The organism is Modestobacter sp. SSW1-42 (assembly GCF_046635825.1).
Lineage (GTDB): Bacteria > Actinomycetota > Actinomycetes > Mycobacteriales > Geodermatophilaceae > Modestobacter.
Genome location: NZ_JBISCA010000002.1, coordinates 397,175 through 417,641, shown reverse-complemented (window position 1 = coordinate 417,641; position 20,467 = coordinate 397,175). Strand labels below are relative to the sequence as shown.

15 protein-coding genes are annotated in these 20,467 nt (G+C 76.3%); 9 read left to right on the top strand and 6 right to left on the bottom strand.

The genetic code is table 11. The features are described from left to right. Positions 1 to 10 precede the first annotated feature (10 nt). From ACGBYP_RS07180 to ACGBYP_RS07170, 3 genes are read right to left on the bottom strand one after another with little or no spacing between them, the layout of a single operon-like run. The gene (locus tag ACGBYP_RS07180; protein WP_411582583.1) at positions 11 to 2,059 is read right to left on the bottom strand and encodes an acyltransferase family protein; all 2,049 of its coding nucleotides are present in this window, start codon (positions 2,057 to 2,059) and stop codon (positions 11 to 13) included. A gap of 54 nt (positions 2,060 to 2,113) precedes the next feature. Continuing rightward, positions 2,114 to 3,751 carry a phospho-sugar mutase gene (locus tag ACGBYP_RS07175; RefSeq protein ID WP_411582582.1) on the bottom strand — a complete coding sequence of 546 codons (1,638 nt, stop codon included), beginning with the start codon at positions 3,749 to 3,751 and terminating at the stop codon, positions 2,114 to 2,116. Next, entirely contained in the window at positions 3,748 to 4,563 is an 816-nt protein-coding gene (locus ACGBYP_RS07170) for a purine-nucleoside phosphorylase (RefSeq protein WP_411582581.1), read from the bottom strand. The genes ACGBYP_RS07175 and ACGBYP_RS07170 overlap by 4 nt, the downstream gene beginning before the upstream one ends. Before the next feature lie 102 nt (positions 4,564 to 4,665). Here ACGBYP_RS07170 and ACGBYP_RS07165 point away from each other — a divergent pair, with 102 nt between their 5' ends. The 8 genes from ACGBYP_RS07165 to ACGBYP_RS07130 all read left to right on the top strand — a co-directional run bounded on the left by ACGBYP_RS07165 (position 4,666) and on the right by ACGBYP_RS07130 (position 16,966). Next, the gene (locus tag ACGBYP_RS07165; RefSeq protein ID WP_411582580.1) at positions 4,666 to 5,814 is read left to right on the top strand and encodes a glutamate--cysteine ligase; all 1,149 of its coding nucleotides are present in this window, start codon (positions 4,666 to 4,668) and stop codon (positions 5,812 to 5,814) included. Beyond that, the gene (locus ACGBYP_RS07160; RefSeq protein WP_411582579.1) at positions 5,811 to 7,073 is read left to right on the top strand and encodes an amidohydrolase; all 1,263 of its coding nucleotides are present in this window, start codon (positions 5,811 to 5,813) and stop codon (positions 7,071 to 7,073) included. The genes ACGBYP_RS07165 and ACGBYP_RS07160 overlap by 4 nt, the downstream gene beginning before the upstream one ends. Before the next feature lie 39 nt (positions 7,074 to 7,112). Beyond that, positions 7,113 to 9,080 carry a methylmalonyl-CoA mutase subunit beta gene (locus ACGBYP_RS07155; protein ID WP_411582578.1) on the top strand — a complete coding sequence of 656 codons (1,968 nt, stop codon included), beginning with the start codon at positions 7,113 to 7,115 and terminating at the stop codon, positions 9,078 to 9,080. Next, a complete protein-coding gene (scpA, locus tag ACGBYP_RS07150; RefSeq protein ID WP_411582577.1) occupies positions 9,077 to 11,281 on the top strand; it encodes a methylmalonyl-CoA mutase in 2,205 nt (734 codons plus the stop codon). Before ACGBYP_RS07155 ends, scpA begins: the two co-directional genes overlap by 4 nt. Further along, positions 11,278 to 12,321: a methylmalonyl Co-A mutase-associated GTPase MeaB gene (gene meaB / locus ACGBYP_RS07145; RefSeq protein ID WP_411582576.1), complete on the top strand. Its 1,044-nt coding sequence runs from the start codon at positions 11,278 to 11,280 to the stop codon at positions 12,319 to 12,321. Before scpA ends, meaB begins: the two co-directional genes overlap by 4 nt. Positions 12,322 to 12,375: 54 nt before the next feature. Continuing rightward, positions 12,376 to 13,089 carry a polyprenol monophosphomannose synthase gene (locus tag ACGBYP_RS07140; RefSeq protein WP_411582575.1) on the top strand — a complete coding sequence of 238 codons (714 nt, stop codon included), beginning with the start codon at positions 12,376 to 12,378 and terminating at the stop codon, positions 13,087 to 13,089. Positions 13,090 to 13,208: 119 nt separating this feature from the next. Then, on the top strand, positions 13,209 to 14,618 hold the full coding sequence (locus ACGBYP_RS07135) for an NAD(P)H-quinone dehydrogenase (RefSeq protein ID WP_411582574.1): 1,410 nt from the start codon (positions 13,209 to 13,211) through the stop codon (positions 14,616 to 14,618). Positions 14,619 to 14,743: 125 nt separating this feature from the next. Beyond that, complete coding sequence (locus tag ACGBYP_RS07130) at positions 14,744 to 16,966, top strand: S8 family serine peptidase (protein ID WP_411582573.1); 2,223 nt, start codon at positions 14,744 to 14,746, stop codon at positions 16,964 to 16,966. 36 nt (positions 16,967 to 17,002) lie between these two features. Here the strand turns inward: ACGBYP_RS07130 and ACGBYP_RS07125 are convergent, their stop codons facing one another. Continuing rightward, positions 17,003 to 18,760, bottom strand: a complete 1,758-nt coding sequence (locus ACGBYP_RS07125) for an acetyl/propionyl/methylcrotonyl-CoA carboxylase subunit alpha (RefSeq protein WP_411582572.1) — start codon at positions 18,758 to 18,760, stop codon at positions 17,003 to 17,005. Between the two features lie 140 nt (positions 18,761 to 18,900). Here ACGBYP_RS07125 and ACGBYP_RS07120 point away from each other — a divergent pair, with 140 nt between their 5' ends. After that, positions 18,901 to 19,626 carry a class I SAM-dependent methyltransferase gene (locus ACGBYP_RS07120; RefSeq protein ID WP_411582571.1) on the top strand — a complete coding sequence of 242 codons (726 nt, stop codon included), beginning with the start codon at positions 18,901 to 18,903 and terminating at the stop codon, positions 19,624 to 19,626. 3 nt (positions 19,627 to 19,629) lie between these two features. Here ACGBYP_RS07120 and ACGBYP_RS07115 read toward each other — a convergent pair whose 3' ends face one another. Both ACGBYP_RS07115 and ACGBYP_RS07110 read right to left on the bottom strand, forming a co-directional pair. After that, entirely contained in the window at positions 19,630 to 20,232 is a 603-nt protein-coding gene (locus tag ACGBYP_RS07115) for a Maf family protein (RefSeq protein WP_411582570.1), read from the bottom strand. Beyond that, complete coding sequence (locus ACGBYP_RS07110) at positions 20,229 to 20,438, bottom strand: acyl-CoA carboxylase subunit epsilon (protein WP_411582569.1); 210 nt, start codon at positions 20,436 to 20,438, stop codon at positions 20,229 to 20,231. The genes ACGBYP_RS07115 and ACGBYP_RS07110 overlap by 4 nt, the downstream gene beginning before the upstream one ends. Positions 20,439 to 20,467: the final 29 nt, after the last annotated feature.

Here is a 20,467-nt window from a genome sequence, read left to right as displayed (position 1 = left end):
GCGGCGCCGGTCACCAGCCGGTGAGGGCGAGCAGCTCCGGTTCCAGCAGGGGCGCGGTCGTGCGCATGTATGTCGCGGTCACGTGCTGGCGGTCCAGGTACACCCGGACGTTGCCGACCAGGGCCGGACAGGTCTCGTCGGTGCAGAAGAACGACCGGGTGTCGAGCAGGTCCACCCCCGGGGGCAGGGTCGGCCCGACGCTCTCCAGCAGCCCCTCGGTGTAGACGTCGGCCGGGGCGACGCCGCAGGCCGAGGGCCCCGTCGTCGACCGGGCCAGGCAGTCGGGGGCGTCGTCGGCGTGCCGCGGGGTGTCCCGCATGCCGATCACCCGCAGTCCGGCGTCCGACAGCTGCTGCCACGCGGCGACGAAGCCGGGCGGTACCACCTCCTCGCCCGGGGCGTAGCCGGTGCGGGTGCCCAGGGCGACCACGAGGTCCGGTGCCAGGCCGGTGATCACGCCCACCAGCCCGGACCGCCAGGCGACGCACTCCTCGTAGCCCGGCCAGCCCTCCTCGACGAACTCCGACTCGGTGGACAGGTTGCACCCGCCCCGCACGATCGAGACCACCTGCCAGGAGCGGTCGGCGGCCAGCGCGGCGAGCGGCGGCAGCCACTGCGCGGCGTGCGAGTCGCCGACGACGACGATGCGCCGTTCCCGCTCGTCGCTGCCCAGCGTGCACAGCTCGGTCTCCCCGGGCACCGCCGGGTCGTCCAGGACGGAGCAGTCCTGCTCGGGCAGCCGCGGCCAGTCCTCCCGGACCACCGACTCCGACGGCAGCGGATCGCGCTCGGGCACGGCCCCGGCAGCGCCGAGCAGGGCCGCCGCGCCGGGGTAGGCCGGGTCGTCGGCGGCCGCGGCGACCCGGGCGGACTCGCGGTCCAGCCAGCCGACCGTGCCCAGCCCGGACGCCAGCAGCGGCAGGGCGCACGCCACCACGACGCCCAGCGCCGCGGCCGGGCGCAGGCGGCGCAGCCCGCGGGTGGTCGGCTGCTCGACCAGCCGGGAGGTGACCGCCGCCAGCGCCCAGGACACCCCGACGACGCCCACCGCGCCCCCGACCGTCGGTGACTCGCGGCCGGTGTGCACCAGGTACAGGACCAGCACCGGCCAGTGCCACAGGTACAGCGCGAAGGAGATCCGGCCGAGCCGGCCCAGCACCGGCCGGGACAGCAGCCGGTGGACGCCGAAGCGGCCACCACGGTCGCCGGCCAGCAGGACCGCCACCGCGCACGCCACCGGCCAGGCCGCCTGCCACCCGGGGAACGTGTGCGCGCCGTCGAGCAGGGCGCCGCACGCCACGAGGGCGACGACGCCGCCCCAGCCGAGCAGTGCAGCGGCCCGCGGGCCGACCCGCGCGTCGGCCGGCAGCAGCGCGACCAGCGCCCCGGCGCCCAGCTCCCACAGCCGCGGCGCCGTGGAGAAGTACGCGACCTGCTGGTCGGCCTGCGTGCTCACCAGCGACCAGACGAAGGAGGCGCCGGCGACGGCGGCGACCCCGGCCACGGCGACCCGCCGGCCCTCCACCCGCGCGACCCGGCGGCGGAGCAGGGCGGCGGCGACCGCGACCACCACGGGCGCGGCGAGCAGGACCTGGAGCTGGATCGACAGCGACCAGAAGTGCTGGAAGGGGCTGGCCGCGGCGTTGCTCGCGCTGTAGTCGACCGCCTCCTGCACCAGCCGGTGGTTCTCCCGGAACGTCGTCGAGGAGAGCAGGTGCAGCGCGATCTCGCGCCAGCGCGACTGCGGCACGACCACCGCGCTCGCGACGAGGGTGACGGCGAGGACGAGCAGCGAGAGCGGCAGCAGTCGGGTCAGCGTCCGCGTGAGGGTGGGCAGCACGGCCACCCGGCCGGTGCGGGCGAGCTGGCCCTGCAGCGTGCGGACGAGGAAGAAGCCGGTGAGGACGAGGAAGACGTCCACGCCGCCGGAGACCCGTCCGCTGGAGACGTGGTAGCCGACGACGAGGGCGACGGCGAGCGCGCGCAGCCCCTCGATCTCGGTCCGGTGCCGGCGGGGAGGCGCGGGCGTGGACGAGACCTGCTGGTCGAGCAAGGACAAGAGGGACCCTTCGGTGGTGCCGTGCGGTGCCCGCGGGCGCGGGCCGGGAGCGGGTCAGAGCCCCAGGGCGGCCGACATCTCGGCGCGCAGCCGGTCCAGCTCGTCGGCGCCGCGGCTGCGTGCGGCGGCCACCCCCGCCCGGTCGGGCACCGGGACGACGGTCTCCAGGTAGGCCTTGAGCTTGGGCTCGGTGCCGCTGGGCCGCACGATCACCCGCACGCCCTCCCCGCGCAGCCGGACGGCGTCCACCGGCGGGTCGGACTCGGCCAGGTCGGTGACCTCGACGTCCCGGCCGAGCAGCTGCGCCGGGGGAGCGGACCGCAGCCGGGCCATCGCGTCGGAGATGCGGGTGAGGTCCTCGACCCGCACCGACAGCTGGCCGGTGGCGTACAGGCCGTGCTCGACGGCCAGCTCGTCGAGCCGGTCGGTGAGCGTGCGGCCCTCGGCGGCGAGCTCGGCGGCCAGCAGCGCGACGGCCAGCGCCGCGGAGACGCCGTCCTTGTCGTGGGCGACCGAGGGCGTGACCGCGTAGCCCAGCGCCTCCTCGTAGCCGAACACCAGCGGGGCCTGCGCCGAGCCGGCCCGGATGATCCACTTGAACCCGGTGGGCGTCTCCTCGGCGGGCACGCCGTGCGCCCGGGCGAGCTCACCCAGCAGCGAGCCGCTGACCAGCGACCGGGCGTAGGTGCCGCGCACGCCGCGGCGCAGCAGCCAGTCGGCCAGCAGGACGCCGACCTCGTTGCCGGTCAGCTGCCGGTCGTCGCAGACCACCGAGCAGCGGTCGGCGTCGGGGTCCTCGGCGATGGCCACGTGGGCGTCGACCTGGACGGCGAGGTCGACCAGCAGGTCGACCGCACCGGGCTCTTCCGGGTTCGGGAAGGCCACGGTCGGGAAGGCCGGGTCGGGCCGGTCCTGCTGGGCGACCGCGTGCAGCGGGGCGAAGCCGGCGGCCTCGAACACCCGCCGGGTGGTCGACGAGCCGACGCCGTGCATCGCCGTGTAGGCCACCCGCAGGTGCTGCCGGTCGGCCAGCCGGACCCGGCCGGGCTGCAGGGCGTCGACGACCGCGGCGACGTAGTCGGCCTCGACGTCGTCGCCGAGGGTGAGCCAGTCGTCGGACAGCGGCACCGCGCGGGCCGGGCCGACCGCGGCGATGGCCGCCTCGATCTGCCGGTCGGCCGGCGGCACCAGCTGCGCGCCGTCGGCGAGGTAGACCTTGTAGCCGTTGTCCTGCGGCGGGTTGTGGCTCGCGGTCACCATCACCCCGGCGACCGCGCCCAGGTGCCGGACGGCGTACGACAGCACCGGCGTGGGCAGCGGGCGGGGCAGCACCTGGACGGCGAACCCGGCGGCGCTGAGCACGGCGGCGGAGGTGTGCGCGAACTCGTCGGAGCGGTGCCGGGCGTCGTAGCCGATGACGACGCCACCGCCGGCGTGCCCGTGCGCGTCCAGCCAGGAGCCCAGACCGGCGGCGGCGCGGGTGACCACGGCGGCGTTCATCCCGGCCGGCCCGGCCCGCAGCGGGCCGCGCAGCCCGGCGGTGCCGAAGGTCAGCGGACCGGTGAACCGACGGGCGAGCTCGGCCTCGTCACCGGCGGCCACGAGCGCCTCGACCTCGGCCCGGTCGCCGGCGTGCGGGTCGTCGGCGGCCCAGGCGCGGGCCCGGGTCAGCAGGTCGTCGGGCCCGGTCACGGCAGCCGGCTGATCAGCTGGACGAGGAACTGCCCGAGCCGGCCCGCGGCCTCCTTGCCCGCGGCCAGCACCTCGCTGTGGTCGAGGGCCTCGCCGGTGATGCCGGCGGCGGCGTTGGTGACCATCGACAGGCCGAACACCTCGACGCCCGCGGCGCGGGCCGCGATCGCCTCGAGCGCGGTGGACATGCCGACCAGGTCCGCGCCCAGGGTGCGCAGCATCCGGATCTCGGCCGGGGTCTCGAAGTGCGGGCCCGGCAGGGCGGCGTAGACGCCCTCGGCCAGCGCCGGGTCGATCTCCCGCGCCAGCGCGCGCAGCCGGGCCGAGTACAGGTCGGTGAGGTCGACGAAGGTGGCGCCGACCAGCGGGGACGTCGCGGTGAGGTTCAGGTGGTCGCTGATGAGCACCGCCTGGCCGACCCGGTGGTCCGGCGACAGCCCGCCCGCGGCGTTGGTGAGCAGCACGGTGCGGACCCCGGCGGCGGCCGCCGTCCGGATGCCGTGCACGACCGGCTGGACGCCGCGGCCCTCGTAGAGGTGCGTGCGGCCCAGGAACAGCAGCACCTTGCGGCCGCCGACGGAGACCGAGCGCACCTCGCCGCCGTGCCCGCTGACGGTGGGGGCGGAGAAGCCGGGCAGCTGCCCGATCTCCACGCTGGCCAGCGTCTCCCCGAAGGCGTCGGCAGCGGGCGCCCAGCCCGAGCCCATCACCACGGCGACGTCGTGCCGGCCACCGAGCGCGGCGGTGAGGTCCTCGGCCGCGCGGGCGGCCAGGACGGTGGGGTCGGCGGGGGAGTGCTTCGGCGAGCTCACGCACCGACGCTAACCCAGCGCGGCGGCGGCGTCCGTGGGGCGGCGTCCCGGCAGGTGGTCGCTCGGCCGGTGACCTGCGGCTGCGCTGCCTAGACTCCCAGCGTGCAGATCCCCTTCCACGCGTCCGAGCGCTCCAGCCTGGGGGTGGAGTGGGAGCTCCAGCTGATCGACCGGGAGACCCGCGCGCTGACCGCGGGGGCGACCGAGATCCTGGCCGAGCTCACCCCCGAGGGGCTCGACGAGCACCCCAAGGCCAAGCACGAGCTGCTGCAGTCGACCGTAGAGATCATCACCGGCATCTGCACCACCGTCGCCGAGGCCAAGGCCGACCTCGCCGCCACGCTGGCCGAGGTGGTCCAGGCCGCCGACCGCCGCGGCCTGGGCGTGATGTGCGCCGGCAGCCACCCGTTCACGCCCTGGGAGAGCCAGCAGATCTCGCCCAAGGAGCGCTACGCCGAGCTGGTCGAGCGCATGCAGTGGGTCGTCCGGCGGATGCAGATCTTCGGGGTGCACGTGCACGTCGGCGTCCGCGGGCAGGAGAAGGCGATCCCGGTCGTCAACGCGCTCACCGCCTACGTGCCGCACTTCCTCGCGCTGTCGGCGTCCTCGCCCTACTGGGACGGCATCGACACCGGGCTGTCGTCCTCCCGCGCGCTGGTGTTCGAGGGCATGCCGACCGCGGGGCTGCCCCACCAGCTCTCCGACTGGTCGGAGTTCGAGCAGTACATGGCCACGCTGATCGCCAGCGGGTCGGTGCAGAGCGTCCGCGAGGTGTGGTGGGACATCCGCCCGCACCCGGACTTCGGCACGGTCGAGCTGCGCATCTGCGACGGCCTGACCAACCTCGACGAGATCGGCGCGGTCGCCGCGCTGGCGCAGTGCCTGGTCGAGACCTTCGACCGGGCGCTCGACCGTGGCGAGACCCTGCCCGTGCCCGCCGGCTGGGTGGCGCGGGAGAACAAGTGGCGCGCGTCCCGGTACGGCCTGGACGCCGCGATCGTCGTCGACGACGCCGGCACCGTGCGACCGGTCCGCGAGGCGCTCGACGAGCTGGTCGACGAGCTGCTGCCCGTCGCCCGGGAGCTGGGCTGCGCGGCCGAGCTGGCCGACGTCCGCCGCATCGTGGCGACCGGCGGCTCCGCTGCGCGGCAGCGGGCCGTCGCCGCCGCGCACGGCGGCGCGCTGGAGCCGGTCGTCGACAGCCTGCTGGCCGAGCTGCGCGACGGCCTCCCGCGGGCGACCCAGGAGTGAGCGGGGACGACGTGCGCACGGCGGCAGCGGACGGCGCGGGGCGCCCGGGCGAGGACGTCCGGAGCGCCGCGGTCGACGGCTGGGCGCGGGCGCACCAGGCCGAGCTGGTCGCCGTCCGGCGGCACCTGCACGCCCACCCCGAGCTGGGGTTCGCCGAGCACGAGACCACCGCGTTCCTGGAGTCGCGGCTGACCCGGGCCGGGCTGCAGCCGCGCCGGCTCGAGGGCGGCACCGGGCTCGTCTGCGACGTCGGCGGCGATCCGGACGCCGGCCCGGTGGTCGTGCTGCGCGCCGACATCGACGCCCTGCCGCTGACCGACCTCAAGGACGTCCCGTACGCCTCCACCCGGCACGGGCTCGCCCACGCCTGCGGCCACGACGTGCACACCACCGTGCTGCTGGGCGTCGCCCTGGCGCTGGCCTCTCTCGACGACCTCCCCGGCACGGTGCGCTGCGTCTTCCAGCCGGCCGAGGAGCAGGTCCCCGGCGGCGGGCTGCAGGTGCTCGAGGAGGGCGTGCTGGCCGGCGCCAGCCGCGCGTTCGCGCTGCACTGCGACCCCTCGTTGGACGTCGGGAAGGTCGGCCTGCGCACCGGTGCGATCACCGCCGCCTGCGACCGGGTCGAGGTCACCCTCACCGGGCCCGGCGGGCACACCGCCCGCCCGCAGCTGACCGTCGACCTGGTGCACGCCATGGGCCGGGTGGTGACCGAGGTGCCGGGGCTGCTGTCCCGGCTGGTCGACCCGCGCTCGGCGCTGTCGCTCGTGTGGGGTGCGCTCAGCGCCGGCGTCGCGGCCAACACCATCCCCGAGACCGGCCAGCTGCGCGGCACGCTGCGGGTGCTGGACCGGTCGGTGTGGAGCCAGGCCGAGGAGCTCGTGCGCCGGCTGGTCACCGAGGTCGCCGAGGCCTCTGGCGCGGCCGTGCAGATCGAGTACGTGCGCGGGGTGCCGCCGGTGGTCAACGACCCGCGCAGCGTCGCGCTGCTGCGCTCGGCGGCCCTGGAGACGGTGGGCAGCGAGGGCGTGGCGCTGTCGCCGCAGAGCATGGGCGGGGAGGACTTCGGCTGGTTCGCCGAGGCGATGCCGATCGCGCTCGCCCGGCTGGGCACCCACGGCGGCGGCCAGCCGCTGGACCTGCACCGCGGCACCTTCGACGTCGACGAGCGGGCCATCGGGGTCGGGGTGCGGCTGCTGGCCCGCACCGCGCTGCACGCCCTGTCCGCCGACGCCCCCGTGGCCGCCGCGGACCCCCGGTAGCGTCTGCTCCCTCGCGACCGGAGAGGCAGCACCCCGACGATGAGCACCCCCGACCGGCCCGTCCCCGACGCCGGGGACGTCGCCGCCCCGGCGAGCCCGGACGCCGAGGTGCCGGCCCCGCCGACACCGCCCGAGCAGCTGGTGCTGGCCGGCGACTTCCCGCCCGCCACCCGCGCGCAGTGGCGGGAGCTGGTGGCCGGCGTGCTGCGCAGGTCCGGCCGGGACGTCGCGCCGGAGGCGGTCGAGGACGCGCTGCGGCACCCGGTCGCCACCGGGGTGACCGTGGGCCCGCTCTACACCGCCGAGGACGCCGGCGACCTCGCCGCGCGGGCCGGGGTGCCCGGGCGGCCGCCGTTCGTCCGCGGGTCCCGCGTGGGCAGTGGTGACCCCGACGTGCCGGCCGGCTGGGACGTGCGGCAGCGGCACGCCGACCCCGACGTCGCCCGCACCGGCGAGGCGGTGCTCGCCGACCTGGAGAACGGCGTCTCCTCGCTGTGGCTGGTGCTCGGCGAGGGCGCGGTGCCGGTGGAGGCGCTGGGCCGGGTGCTCGACGGGGTGCTGCTCGACCTCGCGCCGGTGACGCTGCAGGGCGGGGTGGCCGCGGCCGAGGCGTTCCTCGACCTGGTCGCCGGCCGCACCGACCTGGCCCCGGGCAGCTGCCTGGGCCTGGACCCCCTCGGCGAGCAGGCCGCGACCGGCCGGCCGCAGGACCTCGGCGGGCTGGCGGCGCTGGCCCGGCGGGCACAGGCGCACCCGGGCCTGCGCTCGGTCGTCGTCGACGGCACGGTGTTCGCCGGCGCGGGCGGGTCGGTGGTCGAGGAGCTCGGCTGCGCCACCGCCGCCGGGGTCGCCTACCTGCGGGCGCTCACCGACGGTGGCCTGACCGTCGACGAGGCGTTCGGCCAGCTGGAGTTCCGGTTGTCGGCGAGCGCCGACCAGTTCACGACCATCGCCGCGCTGCGCGCCGCGCGCCGGCTGTGGGACCGGGTGGGGGAGGCCAGCGGGGCGTCGCCGGCGGCCCGCGCGCAGCGCCAGCACGCGGTGACCTCCGACGTCATGGTCACCCGGCACGACCCCTGGGTGAACATGCTGCGCACGACCGTGGCCTGCTTCGCCGCCGGGGTGGGCGGCGCCGACGTGGTCACCGTGCAGCCCTTCGACGCCGCCCTCGGCCTGCCCGACGCCTTCGCCCGGCGGATCGCCCGCAACACGCAGAGCCTGCTGGTGGAGGAGGGGTCGCTGGCCCGCGTGCTCGACCCGGCCGGCGGCTCCTGGTACGTCGAGTCGCTCACCGCCGCGCTGGCCGAGGCGGCCTGGGCCTGGTTCACCGAGATCGAGCGCGCCGGCGGGCTGGCCGCGGCGTTGGACTCCGGCCTGGTCGCCGACCGGCTCGCCGCCGCCTGGGCCGACCGCGAGCGGCGGCTGGCCACCCGCACCGACCCGGTCACCGGGGTCAGCGAGTTCCCCGACCCGGCCGAGGTGCTGCCCGTGCGCCGTCCCGCCCCGGCGCCGCCGTCCGGCGGGCTGCCCCGGGTGCGTGCCGCGGCCGCGTTCGAGGAGCTGCGCGACCGGGTCGAGGCCGTCGAGCCCCGCCCGGCGGTGTACCTGGCCACCATCGGCCCGGCCGCCCGGCACACCGCCCGGGCCGGTTTCGCCGCCAACCTGTTCGCCGCCGGCGGCCTGGCGACCCCCACCGGCGACGGCGCGAGCGGCCTGGCCGGGACGACGGTGGCCTGCATCTGCGGCACCGACCGCGACTACGCCGACCGCGCCGCCGAGCTGGCCGCCGAGCTGCGCGCCGCCGGCGCCACCCAGGTCTGGCTGGCCGGCAGCGCCGAGGTCGAGGGCGTCGACGGCCACCTGCACACCGGCTGCGACGCCCTGGCGGTCCTCACCACCGTGCTGTCTGCGCTCATCCCCGACGGCCGAAGTCGCGACTTTGGCCCCTCGGACGGCCAAAGTCACGACTTTGGCCGTCCCGACGACGACGTGGAGGTGCGGGCGTGAGCGCGATCCCCGACTTCGGTGACCTGGAGCTGGGCGCCCCGCGCCCCGGCTCCGCCGACTGGGCCGCCGAGTACGAGCGGGTGTCCGGGCACCGCGTGGCCGAGGCGACCTGGCGGACGCCGGAGGGGATCGACGTCCCGCCGCTGGCGACCGCGGCCGACCTGGCCGGCGCCGACTTCCTGGACACCCTCCCGGGCGTCCCGCCGTTCCTGCGCGGGCCCTACCCGACGATGTACACGACCCAGCCGTGGACGGTGCGGCAGTACGCCGGGTTCTCCACCGCGGCGGCCTCCAACGCCTTCTACCGGCGCAACCTCGCCGCCGGGCAGAAGGGGCTGAGCGTCGCGTTCGACCTGCCCACCCACCGCGGTTACGACTCCGACCACCCGCGGGTGGTCGGCGACGTCGGGATGGCCGGGGTGGCGATCGACTCGATCCTGGACATGCGGCAGCTCTTCGACGGCATCCCGCTGGACCGGATGAGCGTGTCGATGACCATGAACGGCGCCGTGCTGCCGGTGCTCGCGCTCTACGTGGTCGCCGCGGAGGAGCAGGGGGTGGCACCGGAGCAGCTCACGGGGACCATCCAGAACGACATCCTCAAGGAGTTCATGGTCCGCAACACCTACATCTACCCGCCCGGGCCCTCGATGCAGGTGATCAGCGACATCTTCGCGTTCACCTCCGCGCGGATGCCGCGGTACAACTCGATCTCGATCTCCGGCTACCACATCCAGGAGGCCGGGGCGACGGCCGACCTGGAGCTGGCCTACACCCTCGCCGACGGCGTGGAGTACCTCGCGGCCGGCCGGGGCGCCGGGCTGGACGTCGACGCGTTCGCCCCGCGGCTGAGCTTCTTCTTCGGCATCGGCATGGACTTCTTCATGGAGGTCGCGAAGCTGCGGGCCGGGCGGCTGCTGTGGGCCCGGCTGGTGCGCGAGGCCGGCGGCACCACGGCGAAGTCGATGTCGCTGCGCACCCACTGCCAGACCTCGGGCTGGTCGCTGACCGCGCAGGACGTCTACAACAACGTCGTCCGCACCTGCCTGGAGGCGATGGCCGCCACCCAGGGCGGCACGCAGTCCCTGCACACCAACGCCCTGGACGAGGCGCTGGCGCTGCCCACCGACTCCTCCGCCCGGATCGCCCGCAACACCCAGCTGCTGCTCCAGCAGGAGTCCGGGACGACGCGGGTCGTCGACCCCTGGGGTGGCTCGGCGCACGTGGAGCGGCTCACCCGTGACCTCGCCCGGCGAGCCTGGGGGCACATCGAGGAGGTCGCCGCGCACGGCGGGATGGCCCGGGCGATCGACGACGGCATCCCCAAGCTGCGCATCGAGGAGGCCGCCGCCCGCACCCAGGCGCGGATCGACGCAGGCACCCAGCCGGTGATCGGGGTCAACCGCTACCGGGTCGACACCGACGAGCCGGTCGAGGTGCTGCGCGTCGACAACGCCGACGTCCTCGCCCAGCAGCGGGCCCGGCTCGCCGAGCTGCGGGCCACCCGCGACCCCCGCGCGGTGGAGGAGACGCTGCGCCGGCTCACCGACGCCGCCCGCGCTGCCGCCGAGGGCCGCCGGGGGCCCGGGTTGGAGCAGAACCTGCTCGCGCTGGCCGTCGACGCGGCGCGGGCCCGGGCGACGGTGGGGGAGATCTCCGACGCGCTGGAGGCCGTCTACGGGCGGCACGCCGGCCAGGTGCGCACCATCTCCGGTGTGTACCGCGACGAGGCCGGCGGGTCCGCCGCCGTGGAGGAGACCCGGGCGCAGGCCGCGGCGTTCGCCGAGGCCGAGGGCCGCCGTCCCCGGATCCTGGTGGCCAAGATGGGCCAGGACGGCCACGACCGCGGGCAGAAGGTGATCGCCACCGCCTTCGCCGACCTCGGTTTCGACGTCGACGTCGGCCCGCTGTTCCAGACGCCCGAGGAGGTCGCCCGCCAGGCCGTCGAGGCCGACGTGCACGTCGTCGGCGTCTCCTCGCTGGCCGCCGGGCACCTGACGCTGGTGCCCGCGCTGCGCGCCGCGCTGACCGAGCTGGGCGCCGACGACGTCCTCGTGGTGGTCGGGGGCGTCATCCCGCCCGACGACGTCCCGACGCTGCGCGAGATGGGTGCCGCCGCGGTCTTCCCGCCGGGCACGGTCATCGCCGACGCCGCGCAGGAGCTGCTGTCCACGCTGTCCGGACGGCTGGGTCACCCATGACGGGGGGCCAAAGTCGCGACTTTGGCCTCCCGGGTGGCCGCCCGGTCGACGTCGCCACGCTCGTGGACGGGGTGCTCGGTGGCGACCGGCGGGCGACGGCGCGGGCGATCACGCTGGTGGAGTCCACCCGCGGCGACCACCGGGACGCGGCCCAGGAGCTGCTCGGCGCCCTGCTGCCGCACGCCGGGGCGGCCCGGCGGGTGGGCATCAGCGGTGTCCCCGGGGTCGGCAAGTCCACCTTCATCGACACCCTCGGGACGACGCTGACCGCGGCCGGCGCCCGGGTGGCGGTGCTCGCCGTCGACCCCTCCTCCACGCGGTCGGGCGGCTCGATCCTGGGCGACAAGACCCGGATGTCGCGGCTGGCGGTCGACCCGCGGGCGTTCATCCGGCCCGCGCCCACCGCCGGCACGCTCGGCGGGGTCGCTCAGGCCACCCGCGAGTCGATGGTGGTCGTGGAGGCCGCCGGGCACGACGTCGTGCTGGTCGAGACCGTGGGCGTCGGGCAGTCGGAGGTGACCGTCGCGGAGATGGTGGACTCGTTCCTCTTCCTGACCCTGGCCCGCACCGGCGACCAGCTGCAGGGCATCAAGCGCGGGATCCTCGAGATCGCCGACGTCATCGCGGTAAACAAGGCCGACGGCCCGGGGGAGGCCGACGCGCGCCGGGCCGCCCGGGAGCTGGCCGGCGCGGTGCGGATGCTGCGCGGGCCCGCCGACGCCGTGCCGGTGCTCACCTGCGCGGGGCTCACCGGCGCCGGCGTGCCCGAGGTGTGGGCCGCGCTGGTGGCCCACCAGGACCGGCTGCGCGACTCCGGTGCGCTGGACCGGCGGCGCCGGGAGCAGCAGGTGCGCTGGATGTGGCAGCTCGTGCGCGACGGCCTGGACCACCGGCTGCGCACCCAGCCGGAGGTGGCCGCGCTGGTGCCGGAGCTGGAGGCCGCGGTGCTCGCCGGCGGGCTGCCCCCGGCGCGGGCGGCCGAGCGGCTGGTGGCCGCGTTCACCGCCGGCCTGCCCGGGCAGCGGCACCCGGCTCCGTAAGGTCGCACCGACCGGGAGCGCCGAGCTCCTCGCCCGGGAGTGGAGATCAACAGCGTGCGTGTCCTGGTCGTGTCCCCGACGTACGACGAGATCGAGAACATCGGGGCGCACGTCACCGCCGTCCTCGCCCGGCCCTCGCGGCCGGAGGTGCTCGTCGTCGACGACGGGTCACCCGACGGCACCGGCGCCCGGGTCCGCGAGCTGGCCGCGGCCCACCCCGGCCGGGTGCACCTGATCGAGCGGTCCGGGAAGCTCGGGCTGGGCTCGGCCTACGTCGCCGGCTTCGGCTGGGCGCTGGCCGAGGGGCGCTTCGACGTCGTCGTGCAGATGGACGTCGACGGCTCGCACGACCCGGCCGCGGTCGACGCCCTGCTGGCCCGTACCGCCGACGCCGACCTGGTGCTGGGCTCGCGGTACGTGCCCGGCGGCGCGGTGGCCGACTGGCCGTGGCACCGCCGCGCGCTGTCGTCGTTCGGCAACCGCTACGCCCGCACCGTCCTCGGACTGCCCGTCCAGGACCTCACCGGCGGGTTCAAGGCCTGGCGCACGCCGCTGCTGGGCGGGCTCGACCTCGACGTCGCCACGTCCGAGGGCTACGCCTTCCAGATCGAGACCACGTTCCGGGCGGTGCAGCGGGGGGCGGTCGTGGCCGAGGTGCCGATCGTCTTCCGCGACCGGCAGTTCGGGGAGTCGAAGATGGCGCCGGCGATCGCCGTCGAGGCGGTCACCGCGGTGTGGCAGATCCGCCGGCGGCGCGCCCGCGTCTGAGGCGGCCTGCGCCCGGCGGTGAGGCAGGTCGCCGGGTCCGCCCGCGTGGATGGCCGACAGGGGCGCGCGGACGGGGGACACTGGACCGGCAACCGTCGTCCCAGCTCGGAGAAGGAACCATGACCCGCATCGTGATCATCGGTGGTGGCCCGGCCGGCTACGAGGCCGCCCTCGTCGCCTCCTCCCTCGGTGCGGACGTCACCGTCGTCGAACGCGACGGCATCGGCGGGGCCAGCGTGCTCACCGACTGCGTCCCCTCCAAGACCTTCATCGCCTCGGCCGGGGCGATGACCTCGGTGCGCGACTCGGCCGTCCTGGGCCTGCGCGGCACCGACCTGGACACCGTCGGCATCGACCTGGCCGCGGTCAACCAGCGGATCAAGGGCCTGGCCGTGGCCCAGTCCGCCGACATCCACGCCCGGCTGGAGTCCGAGGGCGTGCGGGTGGTCCTCGGACAGGCGCGGCTGGCCGACCAGGAGCCGGGGCTGGCCGCCCACCGGGTGCAGGTGCTCGACCAGGACGGCGGGGTCGCCGAGGAGATCGCCGGCGACGTCGTCCTGCTGGCCACCGGCGCCGACCCGCGCGTGCTGCCCGGCGCCGAGCCCGACGGCGAGCGGATCCTGTCCTGGCGCGACGTCTACGACCTCGACGAGATGCCCGAGCACCTGGTGGTGGTGGGCTCCGGCGTCACCGGCGCGGAGTTCGCCTCCGGCTACCTGGAGGCTGGCGTCCCGGTCACCCTCGTCTCCTCCCGCGACCAGGTGCTGCCCGGCGAGGACGCCGACGCCGCCGCCGTGGTCGAGAAGGTCTTCCAGTCCCGCGGCGGGCGGATCGCCGAGCGCGGCCGCGCGGAGAAGGTCGAGCGCACCGAGAAGGGCGTGCGGGTCGAGCTCACCGACGGCCGGGTCGTGGAGGGCTCGCACGCGCTGATGACCGTGGGCACCGTGCCCAACACGCAGGGGCTGAACCTGGAGGCCGCCGGGGTCGCGGTGACCCGCGCCGGGCACATCGTCGTCGACCGGGTCTCGCGCACCAGCGTGCCGGGCATCTACGCCGCCGGCGACGTCACCGGGGTGTTCCAGCTGGCCTCGGTCGCGGCCATGCAGGGGCGGATCGCCATGTGGCACGCGCTCGGCGAGGCGGTGGCCCCGATCCGGCTCAAGACGGTCGCGGCGAACGTGTTCACCCACCCCGAGATCGCCACGGTCGGCGTGCAGGAGGAGTCGCTCACCGAGGGCGCCGACGTCGAGGTGATCCGGCTGCCGCTGTCGACCAACGCCCGGGCCAAGATGGGCGACCTGCGTGACGGGTTCATCAAGCTCTACGCCCGGCGCTCCACCGACGTCGTCATCGGTGGCGTGGTGGTCTCCCCGGGCGCCTCGGAGTTGATCCTGCCGATCGCGCTGGCGGTCACCAAGGGCCTCACCGCCGGTGACCTGGCGCAGACCTTCGCCATCTACCCGTCGCTGTCGGGGTCCATCACCGAGGCCGGGCGCCGGCTGATGGGGATCGAGGACGAGCACAGCTGAGCCGGGCGCGGCCACCCGGGTGGGTGACCGCGCTCCACCTCGGGGCCTCTCCGGCCGATGGAGAGGGGACCGCCTGACCTGCCCGGCGCCTCGGGTGCGATCGGCGGCCTACCGAGGAGTGCTCCGTGCCGCTGTCCCTGTCCCGTGCCCGGTCCGTGCTGCCGCTCGCCCTGGTGGGCGCGCTGGCCCTCCCGCTGGTCCCCGGTCAGCCTGCACGGGCCGAGGAGACCCCGGCGGCGGTCGACCCGGCCCCGGCGTGGGCCGACCCGGCCACGGCGGTGGCGACCGGGGCGCCGGTCGACGAGCTGGTGGCGGTGAGCGCCGTCGTGGTGACCGCCGACTCCGCGGACGTGGTCACCCGCGAGGTGCCGGCGGCCGAGGTGGCGGCCACCCGCGCCGAGCTCGGCGCCCGGCCGGGAGCCGTGGCGGTGTCGGTGGACACCCCGATGTCGATCGCGGGCACCGTGGACCCCTACCGCGGGGAGCAGTGGGCGCTGGCCGACCTGGGGCTGGACGACGGGCCGGTCGGCGCACCGGACGGGGCCGACCAGCTCGTCGCCGTCCTGGACACCGGGGTCTCCGCCGGCCACCCCGACCTGCAGGGCCGCATCCGCTGCGACCTCGGGGCCGACCTGGCCGCCGACGCCGCCACCGTGGACCCGGCGGCGCGGGGGTGCGTCGACCCGAACGGCCACGGCACCCACGTGAGCGGGACGATCGCGGCCGTCTCCGGGAACGGGATCGGCGTCGCCGGGCTGAGCGCGGCGCAGGTCATGCCGGTGCGGGTGCTCGACGCCGCCGGCAGCGGTGACTCCGGGCGGGTCGCCGACGGCATCCTGTACGCCGTCGACCAGGGCGCCGACGTGATCAACCTGAGCCTGAGCGGCGCGTGCAACAGCGTGGTCGACGGCGCCGTGCGCTACGCGGTCGACCGCGGGGTGGTCGTGGTGGCCGCGGCGGGCAACAACCGGCTGAAGGGCAACACGGTCAGCTGCCCGGCCGCCTCGCCCGGGGCCATCGCGGTGGCTGCCACGGACCCCGACCGCGTGTCGGCGTCCTTCTCGTTCAGCGGGCCGACGAACGTGGTGTCGGCCCCGGGGTCCGGGATCCTGTCGACCTACGGCCCCGACGGCTACGTCTACGCGGACGGCACCTCCATGGCCGCGCCGCACGTCGCCGCCGTCCTGGCCCGGTACCTCCAGGCCCACCCCGGTGCCACCCCGGCGCAGGTCCGCACGGCGGTCGTCGACACCGCCATCGACATCGAGCTCCCCGGCCGGGACGACAACACCGGGTACGGCCTGATCGACGGGCGGACGCTGCTCACCCCCGCCGGCGCGCCGACTCGGCTGGCCCCGGGCGACCAGCTCACCGCCGACCAGGCCCTGACGTCGCCCGACGGCCGGTACCGGCTGGTGGGCCAGGCCGACGGCAACCTCGTCGAGTACGCGGCCGACGGGCGGGTGCTGTGGGCCAGCGGCGTGTACGCGCCGGGCGCGCGGACGGTGCTGCAGCCCGACGGCAACCTGGTCACCTACGCCGTGGACGGGCGGGCGGTGTGGGACGCCCGGACCTACGGCAGCGGCGCCACCCGGCTGGTCGTGCAGGACGACGGCAACCTGGTGCTCTACCGGTCCGACGGGCGGGCGGTCTGGTACACCGGCTGGGACACCCCCGACCGGCTCCGGTCCGGCCAGCAGCTCTCCGGTGGCCAGGCGCTCGGCTCGCCCGACGGCCGCTTCCGGCTCGTGGCGCAGGCCGATGGCAACACGGTCGTCTACGGCCCCGGCGGTCGGGCGCTGTGGGCCAGCGGTGCGTACTCCAGCGGCGGCCGCCTGGTGCTGCAGGCCGACGGCAACCTGGTCTCCTACGCAGGCGACGGCCGGGCGGTGTGGCACACCAACACCTGGGGCACCGGCGCGACGCGGCTGGTGGTGCAGGACGACGGCAACCTGGTGCTCTACCGGTCCGACGGGCGGGCGGTCTGGTACACCGGCTGGTACGCCGCCGACCAGCTCCGGTCCGGCCAGCAGCTGTCCGCCGGTCAGGCGCTGACCTCGCCGAACGGCCGGTACCGCGCGGTGTCCCAGGCCGACGGCAACGTGGTGGTCCAGCGGGCCGACGGGCGCGTGGTCTGGGCCAGCTACACCTACGGGCGCGGGGCGCGCCTGGTGCAGCAGGGCGACGGCAACCTGGTCAGCTACGGCGGCGACGGCCGGGCGCTGTGGTGGTCGGGCACCTGGGGCAACCCCGGTGCGACCGCGGTGCTGACCGACAGCGGGGCGCTGGAGGTCCGCCGCCGGGACGGCAGCCCGGCCTGGCAGAGCCCGGCCGACGCGACCCGGTGAGCTCCCGGTGCGGCGTGACCGCACCGGGAGGACGGGTCAGCCGGCGTCGGAGATCGAGCAGAGGACGGCGCCGCTGGTGACGGCGGCGCCGACCTCAGCGGCGAGCCCGGACACGACACCGGCCCGGTGCGCGGTGATCGGCTGCTCCATCTTCATCGCCTCGAGCACCACGACCAGGTCGCCGGCGGCCACGGTCGCGCCGTCGGCCACCGCCACCTTCACGATCGTGCCCTGCATCGGCGCGGTCAGGCTGTCGCCCGAGGCCGCCGCCCCACCCGAGCCGCCGGAGCGCTTCCGCGGCTTCGCGGCACCCGTCGCGGGGGCGCCGCCCCCGGCGGCCAGACCGGCGGGCAGCGACACCTCGAGCCGGCGGCCACCGACCTCGACGACGACGGTCTGCCGGGGCTCGGGCTCGTCGGCCGCGGTGGCCGCGGCCGCGTACGGCGGCACCTGGTTGTCCCACTCGGTCTCGATCCACCGGGTGTGCACGCGGAACGGCTCGCTGGTGAAGGCAGCGTCGCGCACCACGGCGCGGTGGAACGGGACGACGGTCGGCATGCCCTCGACGACCAGCTCGTCCAGCGCGCGGGCGGCCCGCTGCAGCGCCTCGGCGCGGGTGGCGCCGGTGACGATCAGCTTGGCCAGCATCGAGTCGAACGCGCCGGCCACCTCGCCGCCGGCCTCCACGCCGGAGTCCCAGCGCACGCCGGGGCCCTGCGGCACCACGAGCCGGGTGACCGGGCCGGGGGCGGGCATGAAGTTGCGGCCGGCGTCCTCGGCGTTGATCCGGAACTCGATGCTGTGCCCGCGGGGCGTCGGGTCCTCGGTGAGCTCGAGGGGCAGGCCCTCGGCGATCCGGAACTGCTGGCGCACCAGGTCGATGCCGGAGGTCTCCTCGCTGACCGGGTGCTCGACCTGCAGCCGGGTGTTGACCTCCAGGAAGGAGATCGACCCGTCGGTGCCCACGAGGTACTCGACGGTGCCCGCGCCCACGTAGCCGGCGGCCAGGCAGATCGCCTTGGCCGAGGAGTGAATGCGCTCGCGCTGCTCGTCGGTGAGGAACGGTGCGGGCGCCTCCTCGACCAGCTTCTGGTTGCGCCGCTGCAGCGAGCAGTCACGGGTGCCCACCACGATCACGTTGCCGTGGGTGTCCGCGAGCACCTGCGCCTCCACGTGTCGCGGCCGGTCCAGGAACCGCTCCACGAAGCACTCGCCGCGGCCGAACGCCGAGACCGCCTCCCGGACGGCGGAGTCGAACAGCTCCGGGATCTCCTCCAGCGTGCGGGCCACCTTCAGGCCGCGGCCACCGCCACCGAACGCGGCCTTGATCGCCACCGGGAGACCGTGCTCACGGGCGAAGGCGACCACCTCGTCGGCGTCGGCCACCGGGTCCTTGGTGCCGGGCACCAGGGGGGCGCCGGCGCGCATCGCGATGTGCCGCGCGGCGACCTTGTCGCCGAGGTCGACGATCGCCTGCGGGGAGGGGCCGATCCAGGTCAGCCCGGCGTCGAGCACGGCCCGGGCGAAGTCGGCGTTCTCGGAGAGGAAGCCGTAACCGGGGTGGACGCCGTCCGCGCCCGACCGCCGGGCGGCGTCCAGGATCTTGTCGATGACCAGGTAGGAGTCGCCCGGTGTGGTGCCTCCCAGGGCGAAGGCCTCGTCGGCGGTGCGCACGTGCAGCGCGTCGCGGTCGGGCTCGGCGTACACCGCGACGCTGGTCAGCCCGGCGTCCCGGCAGGCGCGCGCGACCCGCACCGCGATCTCCCCGCGGTTGGCGATCAGGACCTTCTGCACGTTCGCTCTCCCTCTCCGACGACCATCGGACTGTAGTCAGCGGCGGCGGGGGGTCGGCGCGCCGGGCGCCGCGCCCGGCACCATGGCCGCCGCGCGCGTCGGCGACGCCGGTGCGGCCGTCCCTCCCCTAGCGTCTGCCCATGGCGGTCGACGGGGACGTGCAGGCGGCGGACGTGGGCCCGGGGCGCGCCCTCAACGGGGGCTTCGACGACGCCCCCGAGCGGTACGACGACCTGCGGGCGACCGGGCACATGGCGCGGCGGCGGCTGGCCTTCTTCAGCACCGCGGTCCGCCGCACGCCCGGACCGGTGGTCGAGCTCGGGTGCGGCACCGGCACGCTGCTGCGCCGGCTGGCGACCGCTCATCCCGACCGGTCGTTCCTGGGGATCGAGCCGCTCGCCAACTACGTCGACTTCGCCCGGGAGCAGGCGGCGTCCCTGGGGCTGGCCAACGTCCGGTTCGAGACGGGGACCGGGGAGGACCTCGGCGCGGTCGTCGCACCGGGCTCGGCCGGCCTGGTGATCAGCGTCGACGCGCTGCACCACGTGCAGGACCTCGACCGCGTGGTCGGTCAGGTGCACACCGCCACCCGGCCCGAGGGCCGGTGGGTGGCGATGGAGCCCGACCGGCTGCACCCCTACGTGCTGGCCTGGCACGTCCTGACGACGGGGGAGCGGACCTTCCCGGCCCGTGACTTCCTGCGGCGCGCCCGGTCCGGGGGGTGGGCGCTCGTCCGCCGGCGGCGGCTGTTCCTCTACCCCAGCGGCGTGGCCCGGGTCCCCGGCTGGGCCGGGCGCCTGGAGCGGCGCCTGGAGCACCGGCCGTTCCTGGCCGGCGCCGTCGTCCACGACCTGGTGCGGTCGTGACCGTCAGCGGCGCCAGAGGTCGGTGAGCCGGACGCCCAGCCGGGCCAGCTGGGCGCGCAGCAGCGGCAGCGACAGACCGACGACCCCGGAGGGGTCGCCCTCGACCCGGCGGACGAACGGCGCGCCCAGCCCGTCGAGGGTGAAGGCGCCGGCGACGTGCAGCGGCTCGCCGGACGCGAGGTAGGCGTCCAGCTCCTCGGGCGTGGGGGTCGCGAAGTGCACGACGGTGGAGGAGACCGCGACGTCCCGGGCCGCGATGGTCCCGTCGCGGACGTCCAGGACGGCCTGGCCGGTGTGCAGCGTGCCGGAGCGGCCGCCCATCCGCAGCCAGCGCAGCCGGGCCTCGGCGGCGTCGGCCGGCTTGCCCAGCGGCTCGCCGCGGAACTCCAGCAGCGAGTCCGCGCCGATCACCAGCGCGTCGTCGGTCTGCTCGGCCACGGCGCGGGCCTTGGCGGTGGCCAGCAGCGCGACCAGCTCCGGCACCCGCGGCGCGGTCACCGCCGACTCGTCGACGCCGCTGACCACCACCTCGGGAGCGAGCCCGGCCTGGCGCAGCAGCGCCAGCCGGGCCGGGGACTGGGAGGCCAGCACCAGCCGCCGGGTCATGCCGGGCCCCCGGCCGCACGCCAGCCACCGGGGCCGGCCTGCAGCGGACGGCGCAGGACGCCGGTGCGGGAGGCCCAGGCGCCGACCGGCAGCGGACGCCGGCGCGCGGGACGGACGCGCGCCAGGGCCGCGACGACGACGGTGAGCGCCGCCAGCTCCTCGGCCGACGGCTCGCCCTTGACGACGGTGAGCAGGGGCGCGCTCACAGCGCCGCCTCCCCGCTCCGCGGGCTGTT